Genomic DNA, 22,987 nt, shown 5'->3' with positions numbered 1-22,987 from the left:
AATGCGCTCTGCATGGAAACCGCTGTGAACTATTCGCCGCCGTCGCTGGGACGCACGCTCCTGATCTTGGGGCGGGTGTCCAATCTGCCGACCGTGTGGTCGAACTGTGCGGCGGGCTGGTTGCTGGGCGGGGGCAATGTTAATGATTTGCGCACATTGTTGCTGTTGTGCTTGGGGGCGACGTTCTTCTACGTGGGCGGGATGTATCTGAATGATGCCTGCGATGCGGAGTATGATCGGCAATATCGCAAGGAACGTCCCATCCCGGCCGGAGCCATCAGTGTGCGGACTGTTTACGCGTTGGGTTTCGGCGGGCTGGTGATCGGCGGGGTCTTATTTTTATTACTTGGGAAAAATGTGGCGATATTGGGGTTGCTCCTGGGCATCTGCATTCTGGTTTATGATCTGGTGCACAAGTTCACGGTGTTCTCGCCGGTGTTGATGGCGTTCTGCCGGTTGTTTCTTTTTCTCGCAGCGGTGGCGGCTGGTGATTACGGCATCAACGGATTTGCGGTCTGGTGCGCGGTGGTGCTTGCGTGCTACATCATCGGACTCAGTTATATCGCGAAACAGGAGAGTTCACTGGGCATCTTGCGATTTTGGCCCGCGCTGTTCATGGCTGCGCCCGTGGTGCTGGCTTACATAGTCAACGGAAACGATTTCCGTCTGGCAGCATGGTGGTTCTCGGCGTTACTGATCGGCTGGGTGGTGTGGTGTCTGCAATTCACATTTTGGGCGAAGGAACGGAACATCGGACGCACGGTGTCAGGGCTGCTGGCGGGGATTGTGCTGGTGGATTTGCTGGCGATCGCAGGCGGTTCGCCAGTGATGACGGCGGTGTTCTTGGTCCTGTTCGGGCTGGCGCTGGTGTTTCAGAAGTTTATTCCGGCAACATAGGGGGATTTACGATTTTTGAAGGACGATTACGAGCCTATGTTCGTCATCTCGTGCGGGTAGAATGACTGTCGCTTTCCTCTTCTTTGAACCAATCTTTTCCGTTTTGGTCCAAACACGATATGACAACACGTCAGGTCATTGTGCCATGGAAGAAGGGGTTGCACTTGCGTGTAGCGACGAGGCTGGTTCGGCTGGCGCAGACGTTTCGTTCTACCATCCGTGTCAGGTGTGGCGATCAGGTGGCCAATCTTGGGAGCATCATCAGCGTCATAAGTCTATGCGCGGTGATGGGGTCAGCGTTGGTGGTGGAGGTTTCAGGCGATGATGAGCAGGAAGCGGTGCGGGCAGTGGAACAGGTTTTCTCGCTGGATGATGAGGCCGGATCGACCTAAGGCGCTTTCTCGGCCTTGATGAACTCTTTCAGGCGCAGGTCGTGGCCAGTGTAGTTCATGGGGAAACCAGTCACGATCCGCAAGGTGGTTTTATCCAAGTAGGCGCGGCTGATCATGGAGCGGACGGTGATTTTGCCACCTTCGCGTGTTTCTTTCAGCGCGGTGTAGCCCAGGAGCAATTTATCCCCGTCAGTGATTTCCAGGCTGACGTGCTGAAAATCTTTAAAACGGCCTTCGGGTTTGAATTCGAGTTCCACCCAGACGGCGTTTGGGCCGCTGTCTTTGATGCGGAGGTCAAGGCCGAGTTCCTTGGCTTCTTTCGGTGAAACGATGGCGAGGCCCATCATGGCGAAACACGGAGCGATGAGGGCGAACATCAGAAAGGCGAATATGGACAGGCGGAGGACGTGTTTCATATAGATATGACACGCGAGCAGCGTTTTCCTTAGAGCTTTTCCCATTGTTCCATCAGCATCATTTCACCGACTTCAAGCTCACCTGCTGAAATCCGGCGGTTTTGCAGGCATCCATCACTTCTTTCACTTTGCTATGAGGAGCGCGCTCATCCGCTTCAATCACGACGGGTCTCACCCGTGAATCTGGAAGTTTGGCGAGACGGGAGGAAAACTGATCTGCGGGACAAGGCTGTTTCGCGATGGCCAAACTGCCGTCGCCGTCGATATTGATCACCAAGGGCATCTGGACGGCTTTATGGCTGGTAGCACTTTTATTTTTATCATGGGCACAACCCCAAGTGGTGAGGACGATGAGCAGAGAGACGACCAAGTTTCGCAGATGATATTTCATAGACTGGCGGGATGATACGCTATGAAGCGTGGCGAAGCAAAATGCACACTCAAAACATTTGTCCTACAAGCATCGAGCCGGGCCGGAGGCCGGCACTCCAACTTAGCTGATGAGCAGGAGACGGGTTTGGCCGGGAATCATCTCAGGGGCACGGTGGATGCAGGGTAATACAGGGCTTTCGGGGTGTTGGATGGCGATGCGCCAGAGGTTGCCTAGGCCGAAGGGATAGGGCTGGGCACCGGGCTTGGCGAGGTAGTGGAGATCGTAGCAGTTTTCGTGGAGGTGTTCGCGGAAGGACCCGTCGTCGGTGCCGCCGAATTCTTGGAGGAGGGCAGCGCGGGTTTCGGGGATGTCCACGCGACGGAGGGATTCTTCATTGAGCAGGCCCTCGCTGGTGGCGCCGTAGTAGGTGCAGAGGTAAGTGTCGGCTTCCACGGGTGCGCTATCGACGTGCCAGGAATAGACGTGGGTGGGGACGATCTCGTTCTCGTCATCGCGCGGATAGCCGGGGAAGCAATCGAGAATGGGGGCGAGGCCGTGGGTGGTGAGGAGGTCGAGGTCGGCAAGCAAGACATCCACGGCGGCTTTGCCAGCGGGGCTGAGCGTGAGGGAGCGAAGCAAAGAGGCATCGTCGGTGGTGAGGCCTTGATGTTCGCCGAGGGCGCGGACGACTTCCGCGAAGTCACCGGACAAGTTGCGCTGCCAGCAGAGGGCGTTCACTTCACCGGAGAAACGGGTGGTGACGAGTTCGTGGAAGCTGTGGACGATTTTGATGCGGGAGGAGGCAAAAGTTAGCATGTATTACTCGTAAGCTTTTCAACCCACTGCCTCAGGTCAACCAATCGAATTGTATGCTCGTCAATTTTGACAGAGCGAGCCTTTGTTCTTCCGTCGAAAAACCGATGAGACAGTCTTGGCCGCCGAGGTTGCCGTAAGTAAAATGAGCAGTGGAAGGCGTTTCCCGGAACAACTTGCTGAAGTTGGACAACACACTGGCATCCACCCAATCATCCTGCACCGTGAAGTCCCAATGCACCCGTTTGCCGTGGAAGTCGAATTCCAACCAAGCGACAGACTCCTCCGTGCTGACGTAGTCCTTGATATTGGAAATGGCTAGTGCGCCTTTTGACAGGCGGAAGAGCTGTTCGGCAATCCGAGTGTAGTCTCCATGATCGACGATGCATTCGGTGTCGAAGTGCCACACATCATCTGATATGGGCTGGAAATCACCCCGCTCTACTTCTCCGCCGAGAATGCAGAGCAGACTGCTATATTCGGTAGGTTCATCCGCTGTGCCGCCTGTGGAATGGAGCAAATCATCGATAGTGACATCAGCACGCTTGCGAATACCAAGGCTTTCGAGAGCGGCGAGACCTTCGGCAAGGGTGGGTAATTGAACTTTTTTTGATTTATCTGATTTACCAAAAGGCCACATAGAGCGAACAAACGGTTATAGTCCTGCGATCCAGTTCGCAAGGGGAAACGAACATGTGCGACTCGGTATCCAGAATCACCATTCATGGGTCTTCGTTGCGGATGATGCATTTGGCTACGTAGATGAGGCCGAAACCGCCGCTGATACCTGCGCCGAGCCAGAATTTGAATTTCAGATTGTCGGCAGCGTCGTCTTTCTTGAGGCGTTCAGCACGTTGCGTTGAGGAAACGCCGCGCCCGGTCATGTCTAGCGCGGTGATAGCTGCGGGAGGGTATTCAGCCGTCACTGCGTGACGAAAATTTCAGGAATGAAGCACCAAAGTTTTCCTACACGCTCACCATCATGGCGTGCCTCTGGCACTACATGCTTTCAACGGAGTTGGGGATTTAAGATTTCAAAGCCGGAGGTTCTGGTGCTGTGGCACAATGGGTGGGCGCGTGAAGGAAATAAAGAAAATGTCCAACGTTCAAAATAGGCCTCAAGAAAACTAAAGGCGCAAAAAGAGGATGGAGAGTTTTAAGTTTTCCGTTTCGCTCTGAAAACTGAGCACTGAGAGCTTGAAACTCACAATCAATGCTTTTCCGGCTGGCAACTGTCTCACAGCTCTATTAAATACCCGACTGATGAACCGATTGAAGCGAGTGCTGGCGTATTTCCGGCCTGACCTTGGCCGGGTCATCCTGGCTTTCTCCCTGCTGGTCCTCGCGATCGCTGCCAATCTGCTCAAACCTTGGCCCATCGCTTTGCTCGCCGACAGCGTCTTGGGCGACAAACCCCTGCCCGACTGGCTGGCAGGCCAGTCCGTGGCCAGCAACCAGATCGCGCTGCTCTCGTTTCTGGGCATCAGTGTGCTGGCTCTTCATGCCATGCATGGCGGGCTGAAGGCGCTGCAAAATTATTGGATCATCAGCACAGGCCTGTGCGGACTGGCACGGGTTCGGGAAGCGGTTTACGAACGGTTGCTGCTCCTTTCCCAACGGTTTCACCAGAACAAATCGAGTGGTGACACACTCTACCGTGCCACGTGGGACACCTACGCCTTCCAGACGTTGTTCCAACAGGGCATGATGACGTTCGTGGAGGCAAGCATCACACTCCTGCTCATGGTCATCATCATGTGGCAGGTGGATGATGTGCTGACAATTTATGCGCTGCTCGTCATGCCGTTGCTGGTCGTCTCCATCCGCATCTTCAGCCGGGTGATGAACAAATGGGGAGCACAGGCGCAACAGGCGGAAAGCCAGGTGGCGGCGCGCTTGCAGCAAAGCCTCGCAAACCTGCCGCTCATCCAGGGCTACGCCACGGAGAAACCGGAAGCGCAACGGTTCTCAAATCTTACGCAAGATACCCGTGCCAAACGGCTAAGACAGCATATCTGGGAGCTGATGTATGGTTTGGGTGTGGCGCTGGTGTTCGGCATTGGCACGGCACTTATCGTGTGGCTGGGCGGGCAACGCGTGTTGGAAGGCGAGATCACCATCGGTGACCTGCTCGTTTTTCTCGCTTATCTGGCGATGCTTTATGAACCGCTAAACCAGCTCTCACATGTGGGCGCCACCGTATCCACGGCCAGCGCCAGCGCCCAACGGGTGTTCGATCTTTTGGATGCGAATGAAACGGTAGCGGAAAAATTTAATGCCCGCTCGGTGATCACTGAAGAAGAAGCCCAGATCGATGGGAAATCACTTTGCAAGCCGTTGGTGGTGGAAGGTGGATTGGAATTTGAAAACGTGAGCTTTGAATATGTGAGCGGGCGGCCGATCCTTAAAGGGTTAAGATTTCAAGTGAAGCCAGGTGAATTTGTGGCGATCATCGGTCCTAGTGGTGCAGGCAAGAGCACGATGTTGCAACTGGTCACCCGGTTTTTCGATCCAACTGCGGGCAAGATCAAACTGGATGGCGTGGACCTGCGCGAACTGAAGCTGGCGGACCTGCGGAAGAACATCGCGTTCGTCCTGCAGGAACCGTTGCTGCTGCCCGCAACGGTGGCGGAGAACATCGGCTACGGCTTGCGTGAAGTCACCCGCGCAGAGATCGAGGCGGCGGCAAAGACCGCGCATGCGCATGAGTTCATCATGAGCCTGCCGCTGGGCTATGACACGATCGTAGGTGAAGGGGCAGCACGCTTGAGCGTGGGTGAAAAACAGCGGCTAAATCTGGCGCGCGCATATCTGAAGGATGCTCCGGTGCTGTTACTGGATGAGCCGACGAGTTCGCTCGATATCGAGAACGAGACGCAGATCGCAGCGAGCTTGCAGGAGTTGCGCAAAGGACGCACGACACTGGTGGTGGCGCATCGCCTGAACACGATCCGTAATGCGGACCGGGTGATCGTAGTGGTGAATGGCAAGGTATTCGAACAAGGGAGACCGGAAGAACTGATCGGCAGCAAAGGTTATCTGGCAGATCACTGGGCGAAGTTCCGGGTCACGATGTGACCCGTCTCCCTGACCTCTACGGGGAAGGCTTCGCCGCAGCAACCTTGGCCTGCTGGAACATACGCTCGGCGTTGAGGTGGTAGATTTTCTCCAAGATGTCATCCGGCAGCTTCAACCCGGAGATCCGCCAGCGGCCTTGGTTGGGATAACTGTAGTAGTCGAAATGGTCGTCATCCGTCTCCAGCCAGCGGAAGTAATGAGGATAGATGTCCTCCGTATTGCCATCGCAACCGAAGAGGACTCGGTCAGAAAACTCCGTGAAGAACTTGCGGGTGCGATTGGGCTGACGACCAAGCTCGGCCTGGCGTGCGCCGAACTCCACCACCACGTTCGGGCAGAGACGCAGCATTTCAGATACATAATCCAGATTCTCCGGCCAGTTACCGACGTGTAAGGAGATGAACGTGGTACCGTGATGTTTCAAGAACACGTTCTCCAAGTCTTTGACCACTTCACTGTGTTTCGGGAAATCGCCGCCGGAGAAGCGATACTCCGGTCGCTTCACGAGCTGATCATAGCGTTCATTCTTCCCATCGATGGGATCATAGAACGCCTCGGGATCACCCACGTGGATGGCCACGGGAATGCCCAGCTTGCCGCACTCTGCCCAGATAGGGTCGAGCTTGGGGTCGTTCACGCGGATGAGCTTGCCATCCGCCCCCCCGCGCCATGAGGCCAAGCTGTTTGGTAACTTTCAGACCGCGGGCTCCGCGTTTTACAGCATCGCGGATCTGAGCGGCCATGGTATTGCCGAAATCGGGCTCAGCAGAGCGGGTGTAATCAAGCTGAGTGAAGACGATAAAGCGTTCAGGGTAAGGCTTCACCATTTCATCAAGCACGCGTTGGAGCTTGTCTCCCCAAGCGCCGCTGAGAATGACGATCTGCTTGATATTCCGACGGTCCATCCAATTCACGACATCCTCTGGCTTTGGATGCGGACGCATGATCATGCCTGCATCGTTCAGATGACTATGGATGTCGATCACAGGGAACTTGGCGCGTTCAACGGGATGTTCGATAAGGCGCAGCTTGGATTGCGGGCGATAGTCACGGAGAAACAGGTCATTGGTGACGACCGTAGGTGAAGATGTTTGAGCAGTCGCCCCAGTGAGGCTGGCGATCAGGCAAACCGATGAGAGCAGTTTCATAGCGCTACACGCGGCTCTTTCCTGGAAAGACGGGCAGCTGCCCTATCTATCCGGCCCTCAAGGTAAGTCAGGTTTGCATTCTATGATAGTCAAAGTGTGAATATGACTATGAAGGTATAATGGCTGTCCCTCAATTCCCCGCGATGCAATACAAACTCTGATGCCCGCGCAGGAATAGCTCCTTGCCTGCCGCCGCCGGTGAAGCATCGATCGGTTCATCCAGCTTGTTCGTCGCCAGCACTTCCAGCGTGCCGCTGTTCTTCAACACCAGCGATGTCCCATTCCGCCCGATCACATACACCTTGTCTGCCGCACCGAGTGGTGAAGCATAAACTCCCACCGGCCCGGTCAATCGTTGCTCCACATAATGCTGCGCGCCCTTGATCGCATCGAAGCAGGAGAGGAATGCATCGTTGCCTTTGTGGAAATACAGCTTGTCGCCGTAGAGTAGGGGAGAGGGCACATACGGTGTGCCGCGATCAAAGCTCCATGCAATGGCATCCGTGCCCGTCAAATCTCCCGTCTTGCCGATCTTGATCGCATGCAAAGCCGCCCCACGAAATCCGCTCATGATATAGATCAAGCCATTGCCCGTGACCGGTGATGGAATCACATTCGTCGTCTGCCCACCGCTCTCCCACACGATCTCGCCCGTTTTCAGATCATACGCGCGCACCTTCGTCGTCGCACTGATGATCGCCTGCGGCTTGCCATTCACCTCGATGATAAGCGGCGTGGCCCAAGACGTCACCTCTTCACGCGACTTGCGCCAGAGTTCCTTGCCCGTGTTCTTGTCCAGCGCCACGACAAATGAATTTGCCTCTTGATCCCACGTCTGGATCAGCACATCGCCATAAACCGCCGGTGAACTTCCCTCGCCGAAACCATTGCGCGTGCGCATATCGCCCAAGTCCACCTCCCACTTCACGTTCCCATCGAGGTCGAGGCAGTAGAGGCCACGCGAACCGAATGATGCATACAGGTGCTTCCCATCCGTGATGGGTGAAGCCGAAGCATACCCGTGATCCTTGTGATGCCCCTCATGCGGCACCTCTTCCCTCACCGTCTTCTGCCAGATCGTCTTGCCATTGGAACGATCAAGGCACAACACCACAAATTGATACTTCTCCGTCGGCTTCTCTCCGCCACCAAAACCACCGCCACGCTTGCCCTTCTGCCCCGGTCCACCCGGAGGCGGTCCGCCCGGTCCCGGTCCTTTCGGTTGCGCGACTTGTGCCGTCGGTGCCGCGCTCGGTATCGCGTAAGACACCGCTTTGTTCTCCGTCTTGATCGCCGTCAGCAGAAAAATTTTGTTCCCCCAGATGATCGGTGTGGATGTGCCGAAGCCCGGCGTCTTCACCTTCCACTTCACATTCTTCGTCTCGCTCCATTCCGTCGGCGGAGTCGCCTTCGGCGCGACCCCGTCTGCCTTCGGTCCACGCCATTGATGCCAGTTCTGTTCGATCTCCGCCGGAGTCGCCGCGAAGAGAGAGCTGATGCCACAAGTCAGGCCAAGGGCCAATAGCGAGCGCAAAGCAGTGGTTTTCATGGTAGAGATTTGTCCGCTATTGGACCGCCCCACGCAAGAAATGTTCTAACATTAAGAAATAAATTTCATCACCCCCACACTGGCGAAAGCGCCATCACTTAGCTATAGTCTCACCAACCCCAAGCATTCTATGAAATCTAACGGCAAGGCAGTCCGTTCTGAGGTGGCCAAGTTCATGCGCGGTCTGGTGCGCCGCAATCCCGGCGAACCTGAATTCCATCAAGCCGTGCAAGAGGTCGTGGAATCTGTCATGCCGCATGTCCTCGAGAATAAAAAATATCAGGACGCCCAGATCCTCGAGCGCATGACTGAGCCGGACCGCATCATCATCTTCCGCGTCACGTGGGAGGATGATCAGGGGAACTTCCGCGCGAACCGCGCCTGGCGCGTGCAGTTCAACAACTCCATCGGACCATACAAGGGTGGCCTGCGCTTTCATCCGAACGTCACGCTCAGTGTGCTGAAATTCCTCGGCTTCGAGCAGGTGTATAAGAACAGCCTTACCGGCCTGCCGATGGGCGGCGGCAAAGGCGGCTCCAATTTCAATCCCAAGGGCAAGAGTGAGCACGAGGTCATGCGCTTCTGCCAGTCCCTGATGATCGAACTGCACCGTCACATCGGCGAGGACACGGATGTGCCTGCTGGCGACATCGGTGTAGGCCGACGCGAGATCAGCTACATGTTCGGCCAATACAAACGTCTCGCCAATCGCTTCACCGGCACGCTCACCGGCAAGGGCCTCTCCTTCGGCGGCAGCCTCATCCGCACGGAAGCCACCGGTTACGGTGCCGTCTATTTCATGCAGAACATGCTCGGCGTGCGTGGGGAAAGCGTCGCGGGCAAAACTGCAGTCGTTTCCGGCTCTGGCAACGTCGCGCTCTACTGCATCCAGAAGCTCATCCAGGAAGGAGCGAATGTCGTCACCGCCTCCGATTCAAAAGGTTTCATCCATGATCCGACCGGCATCACGCCCGAGAAATTCAAATGGCTGAAGGAACTGAAAGAAGAACGACGCGGTCGCATCCACGAATACACTGAGAAGTTTCCCGAAGCGAAATTCTACGCCGGTGACACGCCATGGGGCATCAAGTGCGATCTCGCCTTCCCGTGCGCCACCCAGAACGAGCTGGACGGCGACGATGCCAAGAAACTCATCAGCAACGGCGTCAAAGCTGTCGCCGAAGGCGCGAACATGCCGTGCAATCTCGACGCCACGCGCCTCTTCCTCGAGAACAAGATCATCTTCGCCCCAGGCAAAGCCGCAAATGCCGGTGGTGTGGCCGTCTCAGGTCTCGAACAAAGCCAGAACGCCATGCGTATCGCGTGGACGCGTGATGAAGTGGATGCCCGCCTCAAGGACATCATGAAAGGCGTGCACGACCGTAGCCGCCAGTTCGGTGATGACGGCAAAGGCTACGTGAACTATGTCCAAGGCGCGAACATCGCCGGCTTCGTGAAAGTAGCGGATGCGATGGTGGCGTATGGGGCGGTGTGAGTTCGTTGAAAAAGGTTAAATCGTTAAATGGTGAAACCGTTTTAACGATTCACCTTTTTAACCCTTATAACGCCTCATCACTCCTCATTCGTAAAGATCGCCTGCAACGTGTTCAGATCATGCCGTGAACTGAATTGCAGGAACGTCTCCCCTTCCTCACGCCGCCGCAGATAACCCTTCAGCATTTTCTCCAACAGCGGCTTGAGGTCATCGAAGGAGATGCCTTGGAAGATCTGGCGACCCACAGTCTGTTGCTTGCCGAAGCCGCCGCCGATGAACACGTGATACCCTTCCACTGTTTCGCCCGACACCTTCACCTTTGCGCCGAGCAAACCGATATCACCCATGTAATGCTGCGCGCAGGAGTTCGGGCAGCCGGTCAGGTGCACATTTACCGGCACATCCAGCTTCACACGCTTGTCCAGATACTCCATGAGTTCCAGTGCATGGCCCTTGGTATTCGCGCCAGCGAACTTGCAGTAGCTGTTCCCCGTGCACGCCACGAAGCCGCTCTTCAGATTCGATTGCTGCCAGCCGAAGCCCATGCCCACGAGCGCCTTCTTCAACGTCTCCACGTAAGCATCCGGCACATTCGGGATGATGAGATTCTGCCAGACCGTCATGCGCACTTCACCCGAGCCGTAAGCATCCGCGAGCTCTGCGATGCGCAGCATCTGCTTCGGCGTGATCTGGCCGACGGGGATCACTACGCCCACCCAATTCAACCCCCGTTGCTTCTGCGGATACACCCCGATCTGCGGATGCGCAGGCCCTGCCGCCTTCACCGGAGCCGCCTCCAGCTTCGGTGCGCGCAGCAGCGTGTAGCCCAGCACCTTCTCCGTCTCCGCGAGGTATTGCTCCAGCGTCCACGTCTCCAGCAGATGCTTAAGGCGCGCCTTCTTGCGATCACCGCGATTACCATTCGCGATGAACACGCGCAGCATCGCCGAAGTCGCCTTCACCACTTCTTCCGGCTTCGCATAGATGCCGAGGTCTTTGGCGAAAGCCTTATGCCCTGTCGCACCACCTAAAGCGCAGCGGAAATAAACACCCGCCTTCACCTCACCGTTGTCCTGCTCCACCCGCACCGCCGTCCAGCCGATGTCGTTCGTGTCTTCCACGCTGCTGATGAGACCGCCACCGTTGAACGCGATGTTGAACTTGCGCGGTAGATCGTAGAACTCGCGCGTGTTCAAGATCACCTGCCCCATCTCATGCGTCAGCGGCAGCGTCTCAATGATCTCATTCGGATCGATGCCGCTCGTCGGATCGCACGTAAGGTTGCGGATATTGTCCGCACCGGAACCACGCGTATGCAGGCCCACGCCTTGGATACGGCGCAGCACTTCCGGTGCATTCTTCATCTCGATCAAGCGGATCTGCAGATTCGCCCGCGTGGTGATCTGCACGTAACCCGTCGTCAATTCCTTCGCCACGTTCGCGATCTCGCGCAGTTGAAACGTCTTCAATTGGCCGCCGGGAATGCGCAGGCGGGCCATGAATGCTTCCTTGTTCGGCGTGAGGTAGAACAGGCCGTGCCACTTGAAGCGGAACGTGTTCTCCTTGTCCGGCGCCTGGTTCGCCGCCGCGTGCTGGAGCATGAGCGGGTAGGCATCCAGCGGGAACAGCTCGTGCTTGATGCGCTCCTCCGGGATGAGGTCTTCCAGATTTGGCTTCGCAGGACCAGACGGTTGCGCCGCCGGATTTGGCATAACATCGCCGAAGGATACGCCGCGATTCTTCAGACCGGAGAAAAAGCCGTCGAGATACGCGGTCTGCTCATTCGAGAGCTTTTGCCCCGAGATCTCTTTGATGGGAACAGTGGAGTTGCTCATAGGTGTTCCTGTTTGAAAATCAATACACGTCACGTTGATACCGCTTGTCGGACTTCAGCTTGGCCACGTAATCCGCCGCCGCTTCTTTCGTCAGGCCACCGAACTTCTCCGCCACTTCATGCAGAGCTACATCCACGTCCTTCGCCATGCGCTTGGCGTCACCACACACGTAGAAATGCGCGCCTTCCTCCAGCCACTTCCACAGCTCCGCGCCGCTTTCCAACATGCGCGTCTGCACGTAGATCTTTTCTTTTTGATCGCGACTGAACGCGAGATCGAGGCGCGTGAGCAAACCTTCCGCCTGCATCGCGCTCAATTCATCGTCATAGAGGAAGTCCGTGGCACGTGCTTGATCACCGAAGAAGAGCCAGTTCTTGCCCTTGGCACCCGTTGCCTTGCGCTCTTCCAGGAATGCACGGAACGGGGCGATGCCGGTGCCGGGGCCGACCATGATGACCGGCTTGTTCATGTTATCTGGCAAACGGAAGCCGTGGCTCGTCTGGATGAAGACCGGCACTTGCGTGTCATTCAGGATCACGCGATCCGCCAGCCAGCAGGAGGCCACACCCTTCTTCGCACGACCGCCGCCTTCATAACGCACCGCACCGATGGTCAGGTGTACTTCGCCCGGATGCGCCTTGGGCGAGGAAGAGATCGAGTAAAGGCGCGGCTGCATCTTGCGCAGGAAGCCGGTGAACTCTGACACGGTGAACTTTGCACCCCCACAGGCGCGCAGCACATCCACGATGTCCTTGCCCCAGAGCCACGCATCCAACTCCTTCTTCTTGTCCGCCGCGAGCAAGGCCAGTAATTCCGTATTATTCCCCTTCTCCGCTGCCGCCTTGATGAATGAGGGTGGCGCTTGCGTGATAACATACGTGCTCACCAACGCTTCATGCAACGTGCTGTCTTTGCCGTTCGCATCCTTCACTTGCTCGTCGCCATTGAAGCCCAAGGTCGCCAGCAGTTCTTCCACCAGCACTGGATCATTCTTCGGCATCACCCCGAGTGCATCACCCACTTCGTAGCTCAGGCCGGAACCTTCCAGCACAATCTCGAAATGGCGCGTGTCTTTCGCCGACCCAGCTTTGTTCAGACGGCGATTCGTCTTGAGCAACGCCGGGAACGGATTATTGCGCGACCACTTGGTGGGAGCATCCTCATGCGCCTTCACTTTCTTTTCTTCCACTACCGGAGCAGCGGCTGGAGCAGTCGGAGCCGCGCTTTCCAGCAACTGCCATACAGTTTCAGTCCAGGCTTTCGCAGAGGCTTCATAATCCACATCGCACTCACCGCGAGCGACAAGGCGCTTGGCGCCGAGACCAGCGAGACGCTCGTCAAACTTCTTACCCGCACCGCAGAAATCGCTGTAATTCTTATCGCCCAAGCCCAGCACGGCGTAGGAAAGATTCTCCAGCTTTGGAGCCGTCTCGGCACTGATGGCCGTCCAGAAATTCATCGCGTTATCCGGCGCATCGCCATCACCCCACGTGCTCGTGATGATGACAAAGTTCGATTCCTTCGCGAGATCGGCGGGCGAGATTTTGTTCAGTTCCGCGACCTTGGGTAGGAAGCCGCGCTTCTCGGCCTCTTTGCCAAGCTTCTTGGCGAGACCTTCCGCCGAACCGGTCTGCGAACCGAAACCGATGAGCAACGGCTGTTTCGGTTTCGCTTCAGTGGGCGCACCCATCGGCGCTGTCGCACCGCTCGCGAGCAGGCCCGCGAGGTAGCCATTGAGCCACGCGCGTTGTTCGGGCGTGAAAGGAGCGTTTTCGGGAAGTGTAGGGATCAAGTTCATGCTTCAGCCTTTGCCCAACCGATTTCGGGAACGGAATAAATGGAGATAAATACAGCGTCCTCAGTGCCTTCATTCACAGCACCGTGGATTTCATCGTGACTGGCCACATCGAGTTCACCCGCGCGGATAACCGTGCGTTCGCCGTTACCCATGAGATACGTCAGTTCACCGCGCATCATCACCCAGGTGTCCTGCCCGCTGGGATGCGTATGCGTAGGCACCTTCTGCCCCGGACGCACACACCAGACCGCAATGCGTGAGTGATCCGTCACCACGATCTCTTTCACGACCGCCTTGTTATCAGCGAAGCGGACGAAGTCATTGATATTGAAGATGCGATTAGTGCTCACACAGCCACCGCCTGTTTGAGGGTTGGGGACGACGTGACAGCTGATTCAGAACCGCCGACTGGCTCGATCCGCACTGCGCAATGCTTGTAGCTCGGCTGGCGCGAATAAGGATCGAAGTCCGCCTTCGTAAGCTTGTTCGTCACCCCGTAGTGCATCGGGATGAACGCCTGACAGGCTTGCACAGAAGTGGTGATGAACGCTGTGCATTGTATACGCGCGCGCCGTGAACTGACGCTCACCATCGAGTTCGGCTTGATGCCCAAGCGGGCGGCGTCTTGCGGATTGATCTCCACATACGCGTTCGCCGGATACAGCGTTTTCAGCACAGCGGATTTCCCCGTGCGCGTTTGCGTGTGCCATTGCGCCGAAGTGCCGCGTCCCGTGAGCAGGACGAACGGATACTCCACACTGGTTGGCTCAGTGACCGGACGCGGAGCTTCGTAGAGGAACTTCGCACGACCATCCGGCGTGAAATATTTTCCATCCTCGAACAAACGACGCTCGGCAAGGTGCGAGGTCTGAAATGCGAGGGGCGAAGCGCCAGCAGCTTCATTCGCACCTCGCACTTCCAACTTCGCCCCTTGAACAAAGGGCCATTGGATACCACCGCTCTCGTCGAGATGCGCATAATCACGCACGCCGGTGATGTCGCAGGGACGACCGGCGGAGAAGCGTTTCAGGATTTGGAAGGCGGCTTCCGGCGAGGACCATTCCTTGAACAATTCCTCGCAGCCCCAGTAATGTGCGATGAGGCGGAAGATATTGAAATCACTCAGCGCCTGACCGGGAGCCAGCGAGACTTTCTTCACCAGACCGATGCGCCGTTCGCTATTGATGAACGTGCCTTCTTTCTCGCCCCAACCGGCAGCAGGCAGCACCAGATGCGCGTTCTCGATCGTCTCGGTGGTCGCATACATGTCCTGCACTACTAGGAAATCCAGCTTGCGCGCGATCTCGCGGAACTCTTTTTGGTTCACCCAGGAATGCGCCGTGTTAGTGGCGATAACCCATAGGCCCTTGATTTTACCCTGCTCAATGCCATCGATGATCTGATCGTAGGCCCACGAATTCTTTTGTGGGATGCGTTCTTCCGGGATGCTAAGGAGGCGGGCGATGTCAGCGCGATCCTCTGCCTTCATGAAGTCGCGACCGCCGGGCAAACCGGTGACATTCGCATACAGACGTGAGCCCATCGCGTTGCATTGGCCCGTCACAGAATTCGCACCGGTGCCGGGTCGGCCCATATTGCCCGTCATGAGCGCGAGATTGATGATGGCTTGCGCCGTGCGAGTCGCTTCGTGGCTTTGATTCACACCCATTGTCCACCAGAAGGAAACAGCTTTGCCCTTCGCGATCGTCTCCGCGCAATGATAGAGCTGACCAACGGTCAGACCCGTTTCCGCTGCGACCTTATCCGGCGTGAATTGACGCACAAATTCGGCGAAGTCGTGGAAGCCCGTGGTGTGATGCGTGATGTAGGCGAGCTTGATCCAATGATTTTGGATGAGCAGGTTCGCCAGTCCGTAAAGCAACGTGAGATCGGACTTCGGTTGCAGTGCGAGATGCTGCGTGGCGGCGGCAGCGGTCTCCGTGCGACGCGGATCGATGACGATGATCTCCGGCTTCTTCTTATTCAACAGCACGCGCTGCCACATGATGGGATGCGCGATGCAGAGATTTGAACCGATGAAGAACAGCACGTCTGATTCTTCGAAGTCCGCGTAAGTGTAAGGCGGCGCATCGAAACCGAAGCTCTGCTTGTAAGCGACGTGCGAGGTGGCCATGCATTGGCGCGTGTTGGAGTCGCAGTGCAAGCCGCCCATGCCGAATTTGTAGAGCGTGCCGAGGAACGCCATCTCTTCCGTGCAGATCTGGCCAGTGCTGAGAAACGCGACGCTCTCATTCCCATGCTCTGCCATGATGCCTTTGAAGCGGCTGGTGAAGAGCTTCATGGCATCATCCCAGGAGGCCGGTTGCAGCTCGCCACGTTCATCACGGATCAGTGGCGTCTTGGCGCGATCAGTAGCGTAAAGCGGTGTAAGTGCTTCCCAACCTTTTGGGCAGGCCATGCCGAGATTCACGGGATAACCGCTGCTCGGGCTGAGGTTCACCGCCACACCGTCCTTCAGATGGATATCGAGCGAGCAACCCGTGGAGCAGAAGCCGCAGACGCTACGCGTGGTGGCATCGGGCTTCAAACGCGCAGGCACCTTGCCCAGACCGAAATCGCCGGGATGCAACAGGAGTTCCTCGGTGAGAGGACCCTGCCATTGGCGGAACAAGGTGTTGGATTGTTCGCTCATATCGAACCCGGCATTTTGCGGGCGGCTTCGGCGACAAAGAACAGATGGCGCTCCAGCAGTTCACCCGCGAGACAGAAGCAGAAGATCAGCGCGGCCATGCCAGCCAACGGAGTGCCGCTTGCCAGCATCAGGAGCGGCAGCAGCAAGCCACCAACCACTGCGAGTGCTACACGGCCACGGAACAATTCGCCGAGCGGACGCGTGAGGTGCAGGCGGGCGGACTTGCTCAGCGGTGCATCGGGCGCGTGTTGGTGATTCGAGAAGATGGAACATTCCACCGCGAGCTTCATGGCAGTGAACAATGTCGTCATCATGACCAGCACCACGCGGTCTGCATCCGATGGCGCGAATATCATGCAGCCGGTCCAGCCGAGCAGCAGCGCGGTGAAACCGAACTTCGGGAACGTCAGCGCACCGCTCCAGAAGGGCCGTTTCGTATCCACATAGATCATCGCGGAGCAGAAGACAGCGGCCAATCCCACACCGGCGGTGAGCCAGGCGGTCCACGGCTTTAGCAACACGATGTGCAGTGCCAAAGCGCCGAGGAACTTGTTGAAAACGATCAGCTCACGGCTCAACCACGAATGGCGCCAGCCAAGAAAACCGCGCCACGCTTTCAACGGCTGACCGAGATGCAACGCGGCGGCGACCATGCCTACCAACGAAACCGCGAGAGCGAAAATGCTTTGCGCGCGGTTCGGCACGCCACTGATGGCTTCGAGCAAGGTCATGCCCACACCCGCTTGCGTGAGCACCAGCATCAGCGTGAGCGGCACGTGTGCCTTGGCCGGACGTACTTCATGGCTGTCGCCAGAGACCAATTCGGTGACGGGCTTGGCGGAACGATAGCGCGTGGTCGGGGCGGTGATGGCCGGACTGGGCGTGCTCGGCAAAAAGTTGGGAATGACGAATGACGAAGCACGAGTGGATTGACCATTGGAAGATTTGGTCATTCCTTCGTCATTCGTGCTTGGGCATTGGACATTCTTGGCGCGGTAGCCGGAAACGATCTCTGCCTTATCCACCACAGCGATGCGGATGGCTTCGTTCGGGCAGGCTTGCACGCAGGCGGGCGCTTCACCCACTGCGAGGCGGTTCGCGCACATGTCGCACTTGCGCACGATGCCGAGACGTTCCGAATACTTCGGCACATCGTAAGGGCACTTCATCACGCAGTACTGGCAGCCGATGCATTGGTCATCCAAGTGACGGACGATGCCCGTGAGTGGATCTTTGTCATAAGCCAGCACCGGGCAGCCGTTAAGGCAGCCGGGATCGGCGCAGTGATGACACGCGGTGGTGACGTGCTTGTGGAAAGACTTGGGCTGTAAAATCGTGATGTCGTCCGGCTCCACTTCGGCGGGCGGCGGAACGAGCAGTCCCACACCGCGCCAAGTCTCCGTGTCATCCAAACCGTTCAGGGAGTGGCAGGCGGTCACGCATGCCTTGCAGCCGGAGCAGACATCCAGATCCACATCGAAGGCGTATTGCTGACCTTTGCTGGGTGCTTGAGCGGGAAGAAGGCTGCGATAGCGGGATTCGAGAGCGGGAGACTTGTGGCCCTCATGCCAGTTGGCGAAGCGCTCCACGGCGGTGAGCGACCGTTGCTCGGCGAGCAACTGGTCGATCAACGTCATTTCAGGTTCTTCAGCCACGGTTTTCATTGGCAGTGCATTGGCACCTGCCGGGAATTCAGCAATCGGGGGGCCTAACCATCAAATAATCAGGTTCATAATTTTGTTAAAATGTATGAATTTTATTCATACACAGCTCATCCCCTTCATTTGCATCGTTTTAAGGGTGTTACGACGGTTTTTGGAGCGTCTTAACCACGTGTACCAGACAGGTTTGAGAATGTTTGATGGTCATTTCACAACTGTCGTTTTTTACCCACACTGACCAAGCTCAACACCGTTGAGCGGGAAAGACATCCGCCCGTTCAGCAGGCAAGCCAAACGGGCGGATGGAGCGTTTCCGGATGCACGCCGGAATCGCGCGGAGGAACCCGCAGACCGAAAGGCCTAGAAGCTGAAATTCGTCTGCAAATAGAAGTAGTTCGCATCGGTGGAGCCAAAGGCCGCACCGCTCAAGGACTGCTTCACGTAATCACCGCGGAAGAAGTGGGCGTAGGCCGCTTCCACCGTGATGTGCGGGGAGACCGCGTAGGTCACTACGAAGTCCACTTCGGAACCGACGTAGCTGCTGTAGCTAGGATTGATACCGTAGCCCGTGCCGCCCGGAGTCGCTGCGATACCGCCACGGCGGGCACCTGCGACCGTGTAGAAGTTATCACTTGTATCCGCGAGCCAGAAGAACTGGCCTTCCAGCAAAATCGTCAATCGCGGCAAGGGCTTGATAGAACTTTGCAGACGGACGTTGTGTATATTTTGCAGAGAGACGAAATCCATGAACCCGTAGAACTTGTGGTTCGTGGGGAACAGGTTTTCGAATGTCTCATGCTTGCCATCAGTCGGATTGCTGTCACCCGTGGCGAAGTTGTATTCCAAGCCTACACGAGGGGTCATGGACATCTCCGTCCAAGTGTAACCACCACCGGCGAACACGGCGTAGGCTTCATGTGACAAGCTGGCTGTGGCGGCAGGAAGAGCGGTGTCATTGAAGTGACCGAACTGGCCCATCAACTCATATGTGTAATCCCAGTTGCCGATCTCACCGGGATTCGATTTACCACGGATGCCGATGGTGTAGATGTCACGCGCGGATGGAGTCGGCACCAAGTTGCCGAGCTGCAGCGAAGGAGATTGTGCATTCGCATTGCGGGCCAGGAAGTAGATGTCTGTGCTCTGTTTCGGGATCTTCTTCGTCGTGGCGTAGATGCCAGAGAACGTCTCGTATTCATTGGAAACGTTGAAATTATTGTCATCCGGAACGACCAATCGGCTGGTGAAGATGTCTGCAGCGAACCACGGATTCTGCCAGCGCAGCTTGGCAGCATCAAAGGTACGGCCGATGTTGTTCCACGCAAAAGCACCAACGAGACGCTCATCACCGTAGGACAATTCCTGGCGACCAACCTTCAAGGAGACGGGAAACTCTTTGTGATTACCGATAGTCACGAAAGCCTGATGCAAATCCATGGGACCATCGGATTCGGGATTGGGATTGCGGTCATCACCGGTGCTGCTGCTGTGGCGGCCTTCCACCATCGCGCTGAACCACTCGCCGGTATAACCGACACGCGGACGCACGCGGGTGAGCAGATAGGAGTTATCCACATCGGCATTGTTCGCGCGGAAGTCCAAGGAACCAGGAGCGCCGGCGATGACGAAATTGTCTTTCACTTCATAACGCAGACGGACTTGGGCGCCGATATCCCAAGCGGTCATGTAGGGATCGTCCTTGCGCAGGTAATCATTCAGAAAACCTTGGCTGGGGCGAACGGGGCCAGTGACAGTGTAATCACCAGCATACAAGGAACCGGCGACAGCTAGAACGAATGCGCTAGTGAGCAGTGGGGTCGTGTGTTTCATTTGGGCGATTTTAGCGGTTGAATTAGTTCAGACGGAGTGGACTAAAGCTTCTTTGGAGACAGGGGCATTGACTGACGACGTGACGGTTGCCTTTTCGGCAGGCGGTTGCGCCGATGTAGCCACAGGCGGTGGAGTCGGAGTCGCGTGCTTGTGCTTGTTCTTATGGGCGTGAATCTCGAGGAACTCGATGAGACGTTCGCGCAACGGATAGTAATCCGGATGTTCCATCACTGCTTTACGCTCTCGCGGGCGTGGGAATTTCACTTCGATGATGTCACCCACCTCTGCCTCAGGGCCGTCCGTCATGCAGACGATGCGATCAGAGAGGAAGAGCGCTTCATCTACATCATGTGTGACCATGAGCGCAGTCTTCTTGTCCTTGCGCCAAAGCTCGATGAGCACCTGTTGCAACTCGTAACGCGTGAGGGAATCCAACATGCCGAACGGTTCATCCAGCAAGAGCATCTTGGGCGAGAGCGCGAAAGCGCGGGCGATACCGACACGTTGACGCATGCCTTGCGAAAGCTCGGCGGGCTTCTTGTGCATGGAATCGCCAAGGCCGACGACCGTCAGGTAATATTCCACGATCTGTTCGCGCTCTTCGTTATCCGCGGTGTAGAACACCTGGTCCACGCCGAGCTTCACGTTCTCGAATGCGGTGAGCCAGGGCAGCAGGCAAGGAGCTTGGAACACCACGCCGCGGTCTGGCCCGGCGCCCACAAGTTCCTTCCCTGCCAGAATGATGCCGCCACCGGTGATGTCGTTCAGACCGGCGAGCATGGAGAGCACCGTGGACTTGCCGCAACCGGAATGGCCGATGAGCGTGATGAACTCGCCCTTCTTGATGTTCAGGTTGAAATCTTTGACGACGGCCACCGGCCCTTTGGGCGTGGGATAGATCTTCGTCAGATTGGAAAGCTGCACGTAGTCGCTCATACTTCGACCTCCACTTTTTCGACTTTTTCTTCACTACGGCGGCGAGGCCGACGTTTCGTGCCGAACATCTGCTGCGGCACGGAAAGATCCTCTGGCTCGATATCCGGCAGCACCAATTTCTTGGTGATGGCAGCGGTGCGCTGCTGGCGGGAGCTCAATAGGAACTCGACCACTTCACGACGGATCTTTTTGAAAACAGGATCGTGATTGATCGCGCGACGATCACGCGGGCGAGCCATGTCCACTTTGAAGGAAGGTCCGAGCGTCGCATTCGGCCCGGCGGTGAGCGGGATGATGCGGTCCGCGAGGTAGATACCTTCATCGGGATCGTTCGTGATGAGCACCACCGTCTTTTTGTTCTCCTGCCAGATGCGCGAAATCTCGTCCTGCAACGTGGCGCGGGTCAAAGCATCCAAGGCACCGAGCGGTTCATCGAGCAGCAGGATTTGCGGATCCATCGCGAGAGCGCGGGCCACACTCACGCGCTGGCGCATACCGCCGGAGAGTTCGCTAGGTTTCTTGTCACGCGCGGGGGTGAGATTCACCATGGCGATGTGACGTTCCACATGTTGCTGCTTCTTGGCAGCAGCCCAGTTCGGGAACACCTGATCGACCGCGAGGTAGATGTTCTCATAAACACTCAACCACGGGAGCAGTGAGTAGTTCTGGAACACGATACCGCGATCAGGACCGGGCTCTTTCACTTCCAGATCGTTTAATGTAACCGAGCCAGTATCCGGGCGGATGAGACCGGCGATGAGGTTCATCAGCGTGCTCTTGCCTGCGCCGGAGTAACCGACGATGGCCACGAACTCACCCTTCTCGATGCTCAGGTTGATGTCCCGCAGAACCTCGTTGCGCTGACCGACCGCACCGAAGCCCTTGTTGACGTTTTTTAATTCAAGAAATGCCATGGCAATCAGAGTTGGTTGTTAGGCGGTCTTGAAGCGGCGTTCCACAACGCTCATCAGACGGTCGAGCACGAAGCCGACCAGACCGATGGTGAGGATGCACAAGATGATCTGCTCATAGATGAGCGCGTTGTATTGCTGCCAGAGGAAACCACCGACACCCGGGCGACCCGTGAGCATCTCCGCGGCCACGATCACGAGCCAAGCGATACCAAGGCTCAGGCGGAAACCTGTGAACATGTAAGGCAGTGTGGCGGGGATCATTACCTTCGTGAGCGTCTTCCACTTGGAGAGCTTCAGCACCTTGGCGACGTTCAGGTAATCTTGCGGGATGGCACGCACACCCACAGCGGTGTTCAGCACCGTGGGCCACATGGCGCAGATGGCGATGGTGAAGAGCGCAGCGAGATCACTCGCGTTCTTGCCCGCACCGAGGAAAAGCACCATACCGAGCGGCAACCATGCGAGCGGCGATACCGGGCGCAACACCTGGATGATCGGGTCCATCATCTTAGTGAATGACTTGGACAAACCGAGAAAGAAGCCCAAGGGCGTGCCGATGATAAGCGCGAGGAAGTAGCCTTTCGCCACGAGGATCAGTGAGAGCCAGGTGAAGCGCAGGATGCCTTGATCGAGTTCACCGCGCTTGGCGAAGGGCTCCATCACATACGGCTTGCTGGATTCCCACGTCTCCTTGACGTTCGGCAGCGCGGCGATGGCTCCGACGCGCTCTTCGGAAGTCACGTTACCTTCCGCGTCTTTGACGACGACTTTCTTGCCCGCCGCCAAGTGCCACGCACCGATGACGAGGAGAGCGCCGACGATCGGCAAGATCAACCAGTCGAGTTTAAATGATTTCATAAGTATAAAATTCTAAGTTAACGGGAAATTTCAGCAGTTTCAGGTTCCACCCGCACAACGACCGTGGTGTAAGTCTCCGTCTCACGTTGCCTTTCCACCCAAGTAGCGGCCGCAGCGACCAAGGCCACACTGGAGGTGACAAGCGGAGAGACGATTGTCTTAAAAAGTGTCAGGCCGGTGGCCTGATGGTGATACCAGACATCACCTTGATTGATGATCGATTGCAGAATCCCCACCGGCAGACCGACCTTTAGCACGCGCATCCAGACGACACGCTGACGTAGTGCAGCGAGCCAGAGGTTGCGGTTGCCGGTGGAGGATTTCATTGATTTCTAACTGTT

22 protein-coding genes are annotated in these 22,987 nt (G+C 56.8%); 4 read left to right on the top strand and 18 right to left on the bottom strand.

Annotated elements, in window-relative coordinates; genetic code table 11:
• Positions 1-12 precede the first annotated feature (12 nt).
• Together VGH19_06005 and VGH19_06000 are read left to right on the top strand one after the other, a co-directional pair.
• Positions 13-897, top strand: coding sequence for a UbiA family prenyltransferase (locus tag VGH19_06005; GenBank protein ID HEY1170906.1), 885 nt, complete (start codon positions 13-15; stop codon positions 895-897).
• Between the two features lie 119 nt (positions 898-1,016).
• The gene (locus tag VGH19_06000; protein HEY1170905.1) at positions 1,017-1,289 is read left to right on the top strand and encodes an HPr family phosphocarrier protein; all 273 of its coding nucleotides are present in this window, start codon (positions 1,017-1,019) and stop codon (positions 1,287-1,289) included.
• Here the strand turns inward: VGH19_06000 and VGH19_05995 are convergent.
• From VGH19_05995 to VGH19_05975, 5 genes are all read right to left on the bottom strand, one after another.
• A complete protein-coding gene (locus VGH19_05995) occupies positions 1,286-1,705 on the bottom strand; it encodes a hypothetical protein (protein HEY1170904.1) in 420 nt (139 codons plus the stop codon). The two genes, VGH19_06000 and VGH19_05995, sit on opposite strands and share 4 nt — an antisense overlap.
• A gap of 58 nt (positions 1,706-1,763) precedes the next feature.
• Positions 1,764-2,096, bottom strand: coding sequence for a biopolymer transporter ExbD (locus VGH19_05990; GenBank protein ID HEY1170903.1), 333 nt, complete (start codon positions 2,094-2,096; stop codon positions 1,764-1,766).
• Positions 2,097-2,198: 102 nt separating this feature from the next.
• Entirely contained in the window at positions 2,199-2,894 is a 696-nt protein-coding gene (locus VGH19_05985; protein HEY1170902.1) for a hypothetical protein, read from the bottom strand.
• Between the two features lie 31 nt (positions 2,895-2,925).
• Positions 2,926-3,531 (bottom strand): hypothetical protein, encoded by a 606-nt coding sequence (locus VGH19_05980; GenBank protein HEY1170901.1) that lies wholly within the window; start codon positions 3,529-3,531, stop codon positions 2,926-2,928.
• Positions 3,532-3,613: 82 nt separating this feature from the next.
• Positions 3,614-3,817, bottom strand: a complete 204-nt coding sequence (locus tag VGH19_05975) for a hypothetical protein (protein ID HEY1170900.1) — start codon at positions 3,815-3,817, stop codon at positions 3,614-3,616.
• Positions 3,818-4,154: 337 nt separating this feature from the next.
• On the opposite strand from VGH19_05975, the gene VGH19_05970 reads away from it, so the two are divergent.
• Positions 4,155-5,969, top strand: coding sequence for an ABC transporter ATP-binding protein (locus tag VGH19_05970; protein ID HEY1170899.1), 1,815 nt, complete (start codon positions 4,155-4,157; stop codon positions 5,967-5,969).
• A gap of 16 nt (positions 5,970-5,985) precedes the next feature.
• On the opposite strand, the gene VGH19_05965 is transcribed toward VGH19_05970, so the two are convergent.
• The 3 genes from VGH19_05965 to VGH19_05955 form a co-directional block, all read right to left on the bottom strand.
• Positions 5,986-6,606 carry an amidohydrolase family protein gene (locus VGH19_05965; GenBank protein HEY1170898.1) on the bottom strand — a complete coding sequence of 207 codons (621 nt, stop codon included), beginning with the start codon at positions 6,604-6,606 and terminating at the stop codon, positions 5,986-5,988.
• Positions 6,530-7,117, bottom strand: a complete 588-nt coding sequence (locus VGH19_05960; GenBank protein ID HEY1170897.1) for a hypothetical protein — start codon at positions 7,115-7,117, stop codon at positions 6,530-6,532. The genes VGH19_05965 and VGH19_05960 overlap by 77 nt, the downstream gene beginning before the upstream one ends.
• A 130-nt stretch (positions 7,118-7,247) precedes the next feature.
• Positions 7,248-8,666 (bottom strand): PQQ-binding-like beta-propeller repeat protein, encoded by a 1,419-nt coding sequence (locus VGH19_05955; protein ID HEY1170896.1) that lies wholly within the window; start codon positions 8,664-8,666, stop codon positions 7,248-7,250.
• A 130-nt stretch (positions 8,667-8,796) separates the two neighbouring features.
• On the opposite strand from VGH19_05955, the gene gdhA reads away from it, so the two are divergent.
• Positions 8,797-10,161 (top strand): NADP-specific glutamate dehydrogenase, encoded by a 1,365-nt coding sequence (gene gdhA / locus VGH19_05950; GenBank protein HEY1170895.1) that lies wholly within the window; start codon positions 8,797-8,799, stop codon positions 10,159-10,161.
• Positions 10,162-10,238: 77 nt separating this feature from the next.
• Here the strand turns inward: gdhA and VGH19_05945 are convergent, their stop codons facing one another.
• The 10 genes from VGH19_05945 to VGH19_05900 all read right to left on the bottom strand — a co-directional run bounded on the left by VGH19_05945 (position 10,239) and on the right by VGH19_05900 (position 22,972).
• A complete protein-coding gene (locus tag VGH19_05945; GenBank protein HEY1170894.1) occupies positions 10,239-11,996 on the bottom strand; it encodes a NirA family protein in 1,758 nt (585 codons plus the stop codon).
• A 19-nt stretch (positions 11,997-12,015) separates the two neighbouring features.
• Positions 12,016-13,794, bottom strand: a complete 1,779-nt coding sequence (locus tag VGH19_05940; GenBank protein ID HEY1170893.1) for a sulfite reductase subunit alpha — start codon at positions 13,792-13,794, stop codon at positions 12,016-12,018.
• Complete coding sequence (locus VGH19_05935; protein ID HEY1170892.1) at positions 13,791-14,144, bottom strand: cupin domain-containing protein; 354 nt, start codon at positions 14,142-14,144, stop codon at positions 13,791-13,793. The genes VGH19_05940 and VGH19_05935 overlap by 4 nt, the downstream gene beginning before the upstream one ends.
• Complete coding sequence (locus VGH19_05930) at positions 14,141-16,447, bottom strand: nitrate reductase (protein HEY1170891.1); 2,307 nt, start codon at positions 16,445-16,447, stop codon at positions 14,141-14,143. Before VGH19_05930 ends, VGH19_05935 begins: the two co-directional genes overlap by 4 nt.
• Positions 16,444-18,111 carry a DmsC/YnfH family molybdoenzyme membrane anchor subunit gene (locus VGH19_05925; GenBank protein HEY1170890.1) on the bottom strand — a complete coding sequence of 556 codons (1,668 nt, stop codon included), beginning with the start codon at positions 18,109-18,111 and terminating at the stop codon, positions 16,444-16,446. The genes VGH19_05930 and VGH19_05925 overlap by 4 nt, the downstream gene beginning before the upstream one ends.
• 357 nt (positions 18,112-18,468) lie before the next feature.
• A complete protein-coding gene (locus VGH19_05920) occupies positions 18,469-19,938 on the bottom strand; it encodes an alginate export family protein (GenBank protein HEY1170889.1) in 1,470 nt (489 codons plus the stop codon).
• A gap of 27 nt (positions 19,939-19,965) precedes the next feature.
• Complete coding sequence (locus VGH19_05915; protein HEY1170888.1) at positions 19,966-20,874, bottom strand: ABC transporter ATP-binding protein; 909 nt, start codon at positions 20,872-20,874, stop codon at positions 19,966-19,968.
• Positions 20,871-21,788 carry an ABC transporter ATP-binding protein gene (locus VGH19_05910; GenBank protein HEY1170887.1) on the bottom strand — a complete coding sequence of 306 codons (918 nt, stop codon included), beginning with the start codon at positions 21,786-21,788 and terminating at the stop codon, positions 20,871-20,873. The genes VGH19_05915 and VGH19_05910 overlap by 4 nt, the downstream gene beginning before the upstream one ends.
• Positions 21,789-21,806: 18 nt before the next feature.
• On the bottom strand, positions 21,807-22,646 hold the full coding sequence (ntrB, locus tag VGH19_05905; GenBank protein ID HEY1170886.1) for a nitrate ABC transporter permease: 840 nt from the start codon (positions 22,644-22,646) through the stop codon (positions 21,807-21,809).
• A gap of 17 nt (positions 22,647-22,663) precedes the next feature.
• Positions 22,664-22,972 (bottom strand): hypothetical protein, encoded by a 309-nt coding sequence (locus tag VGH19_05900; protein ID HEY1170885.1) that lies wholly within the window; start codon positions 22,970-22,972, stop codon positions 22,664-22,666.
• Positions 22,973-22,987: the final 15 nt, after the last annotated feature.

This window comes from Verrucomicrobiia bacterium, from assembly GCA_036405135.1.
GTDB lineage: Bacteria > Verrucomicrobiota > Verrucomicrobiia > Limisphaerales > JAEYXS01 > JAEYXS01.
This window is presented reverse-complemented; position numbering and strand designations above follow the sequence as displayed.

Bases quoted from the DNA above. Each gene is read 5' to 3' on its own strand.
- ntrB (HEY1170886.1), bottom strand. From the start codon at position 22,646: ATGAAATCATTTAAACTCGACTGGTTGATCTTGCCGATCGTCGGCGCT.
- VGH19_06000 (HEY1170905.1), top strand. From the start codon at position 1,017: ATGACAACACGTCAGGTCATTGTGCCATGGAAGAAGGGGTTGCACTTG.
- VGH19_05945 (HEY1170894.1), bottom strand. From the start codon at position 11,996: ATGAGCAACTCCACTGTTCCCATCAAAGAGATCTCGGGGCAAAAGCTC.
- VGH19_05955 (HEY1170896.1), bottom strand. From the start codon at position 8,666: ATGAAAACCACTGCTTTGCGCTCGCTATTGGCCCTTGGCCTGACTTGT.
- VGH19_05980 (HEY1170901.1), bottom strand. From the start codon at position 3,531: ATGTGGCCTTTTGGTAAATCAGATAAATCAAAAAAAGTTCAATTACCC.
- VGH19_05910 (HEY1170887.1), bottom strand. From the start codon at position 21,788: ATGGCATTTCTTGAATTAAAAAACGTCAACAAGGGCTTCGGTGCGGTC.
- VGH19_05970 (HEY1170899.1), top strand. From the start codon at position 4,155: ATGAACCGATTGAAGCGAGTGCTGGCGTATTTCCGGCCTGACCTTGGC.
- gdhA (HEY1170895.1), top strand. From the start codon at position 8,797: ATGAAATCTAACGGCAAGGCAGTCCGTTCTGAGGTGGCCAAGTTCATG.
- VGH19_05990 (HEY1170903.1), bottom strand. From the start codon at position 2,096: ATGAAATATCATCTGCGAAACTTGGTCGTCTCTCTGCTCATCGTCCTC.
- VGH19_05925 (HEY1170890.1), bottom strand. From the start codon at position 18,111: ATGAAAACCGTGGCTGAAGAACCTGAAATGACGTTGATCGACCAGTTG.
- VGH19_05900 (HEY1170885.1), bottom strand. From the start codon at position 22,972: ATGAAATCCTCCACCGGCAACCGCAACCTCTGGCTCGCTGCACTACGT.
- VGH19_05930 (HEY1170891.1), bottom strand. From the start codon at position 16,447: ATGAGCGAACAATCCAACACCTTGTTCCGCCAATGGCAGGGTCCTCTC.
- VGH19_05985 (HEY1170902.1), bottom strand. From the start codon at position 2,894: ATGCTAACTTTTGCCTCCTCCCGCATCAAAATCGTCCACAGCTTCCAC.
- VGH19_05915 (HEY1170888.1), bottom strand. From the start codon at position 20,874: ATGAGCGACTACGTGCAGCTTTCCAATCTGACGAAGATCTATCCCACG.
- VGH19_06005 (HEY1170906.1), top strand. From the start codon at position 13: ATGGAAACCGCTGTGAACTATTCGCCGCCGTCGCTGGGACGCACGCTC.
- VGH19_05920 (HEY1170889.1), bottom strand. From the start codon at position 19,938: ATGAAACACACGACCCCACTGCTCACTAGCGCATTCGTTCTAGCTGTC.
- VGH19_05960 (HEY1170897.1), bottom strand. From the start codon at position 7,117: ATGAAACTGCTCTCATCGGTTTGCCTGATCGCCAGCCTCACTGGGGCG.
- VGH19_05995 (HEY1170904.1), bottom strand. From the start codon at position 1,705: ATGAAACACGTCCTCCGCCTGTCCATATTCGCCTTTCTGATGTTCGCC.
- VGH19_05940 (HEY1170893.1), bottom strand. From the start codon at position 13,794: ATGAACTTGATCCCTACACTTCCCGAAAACGCTCCTTTCACGCCCGAA.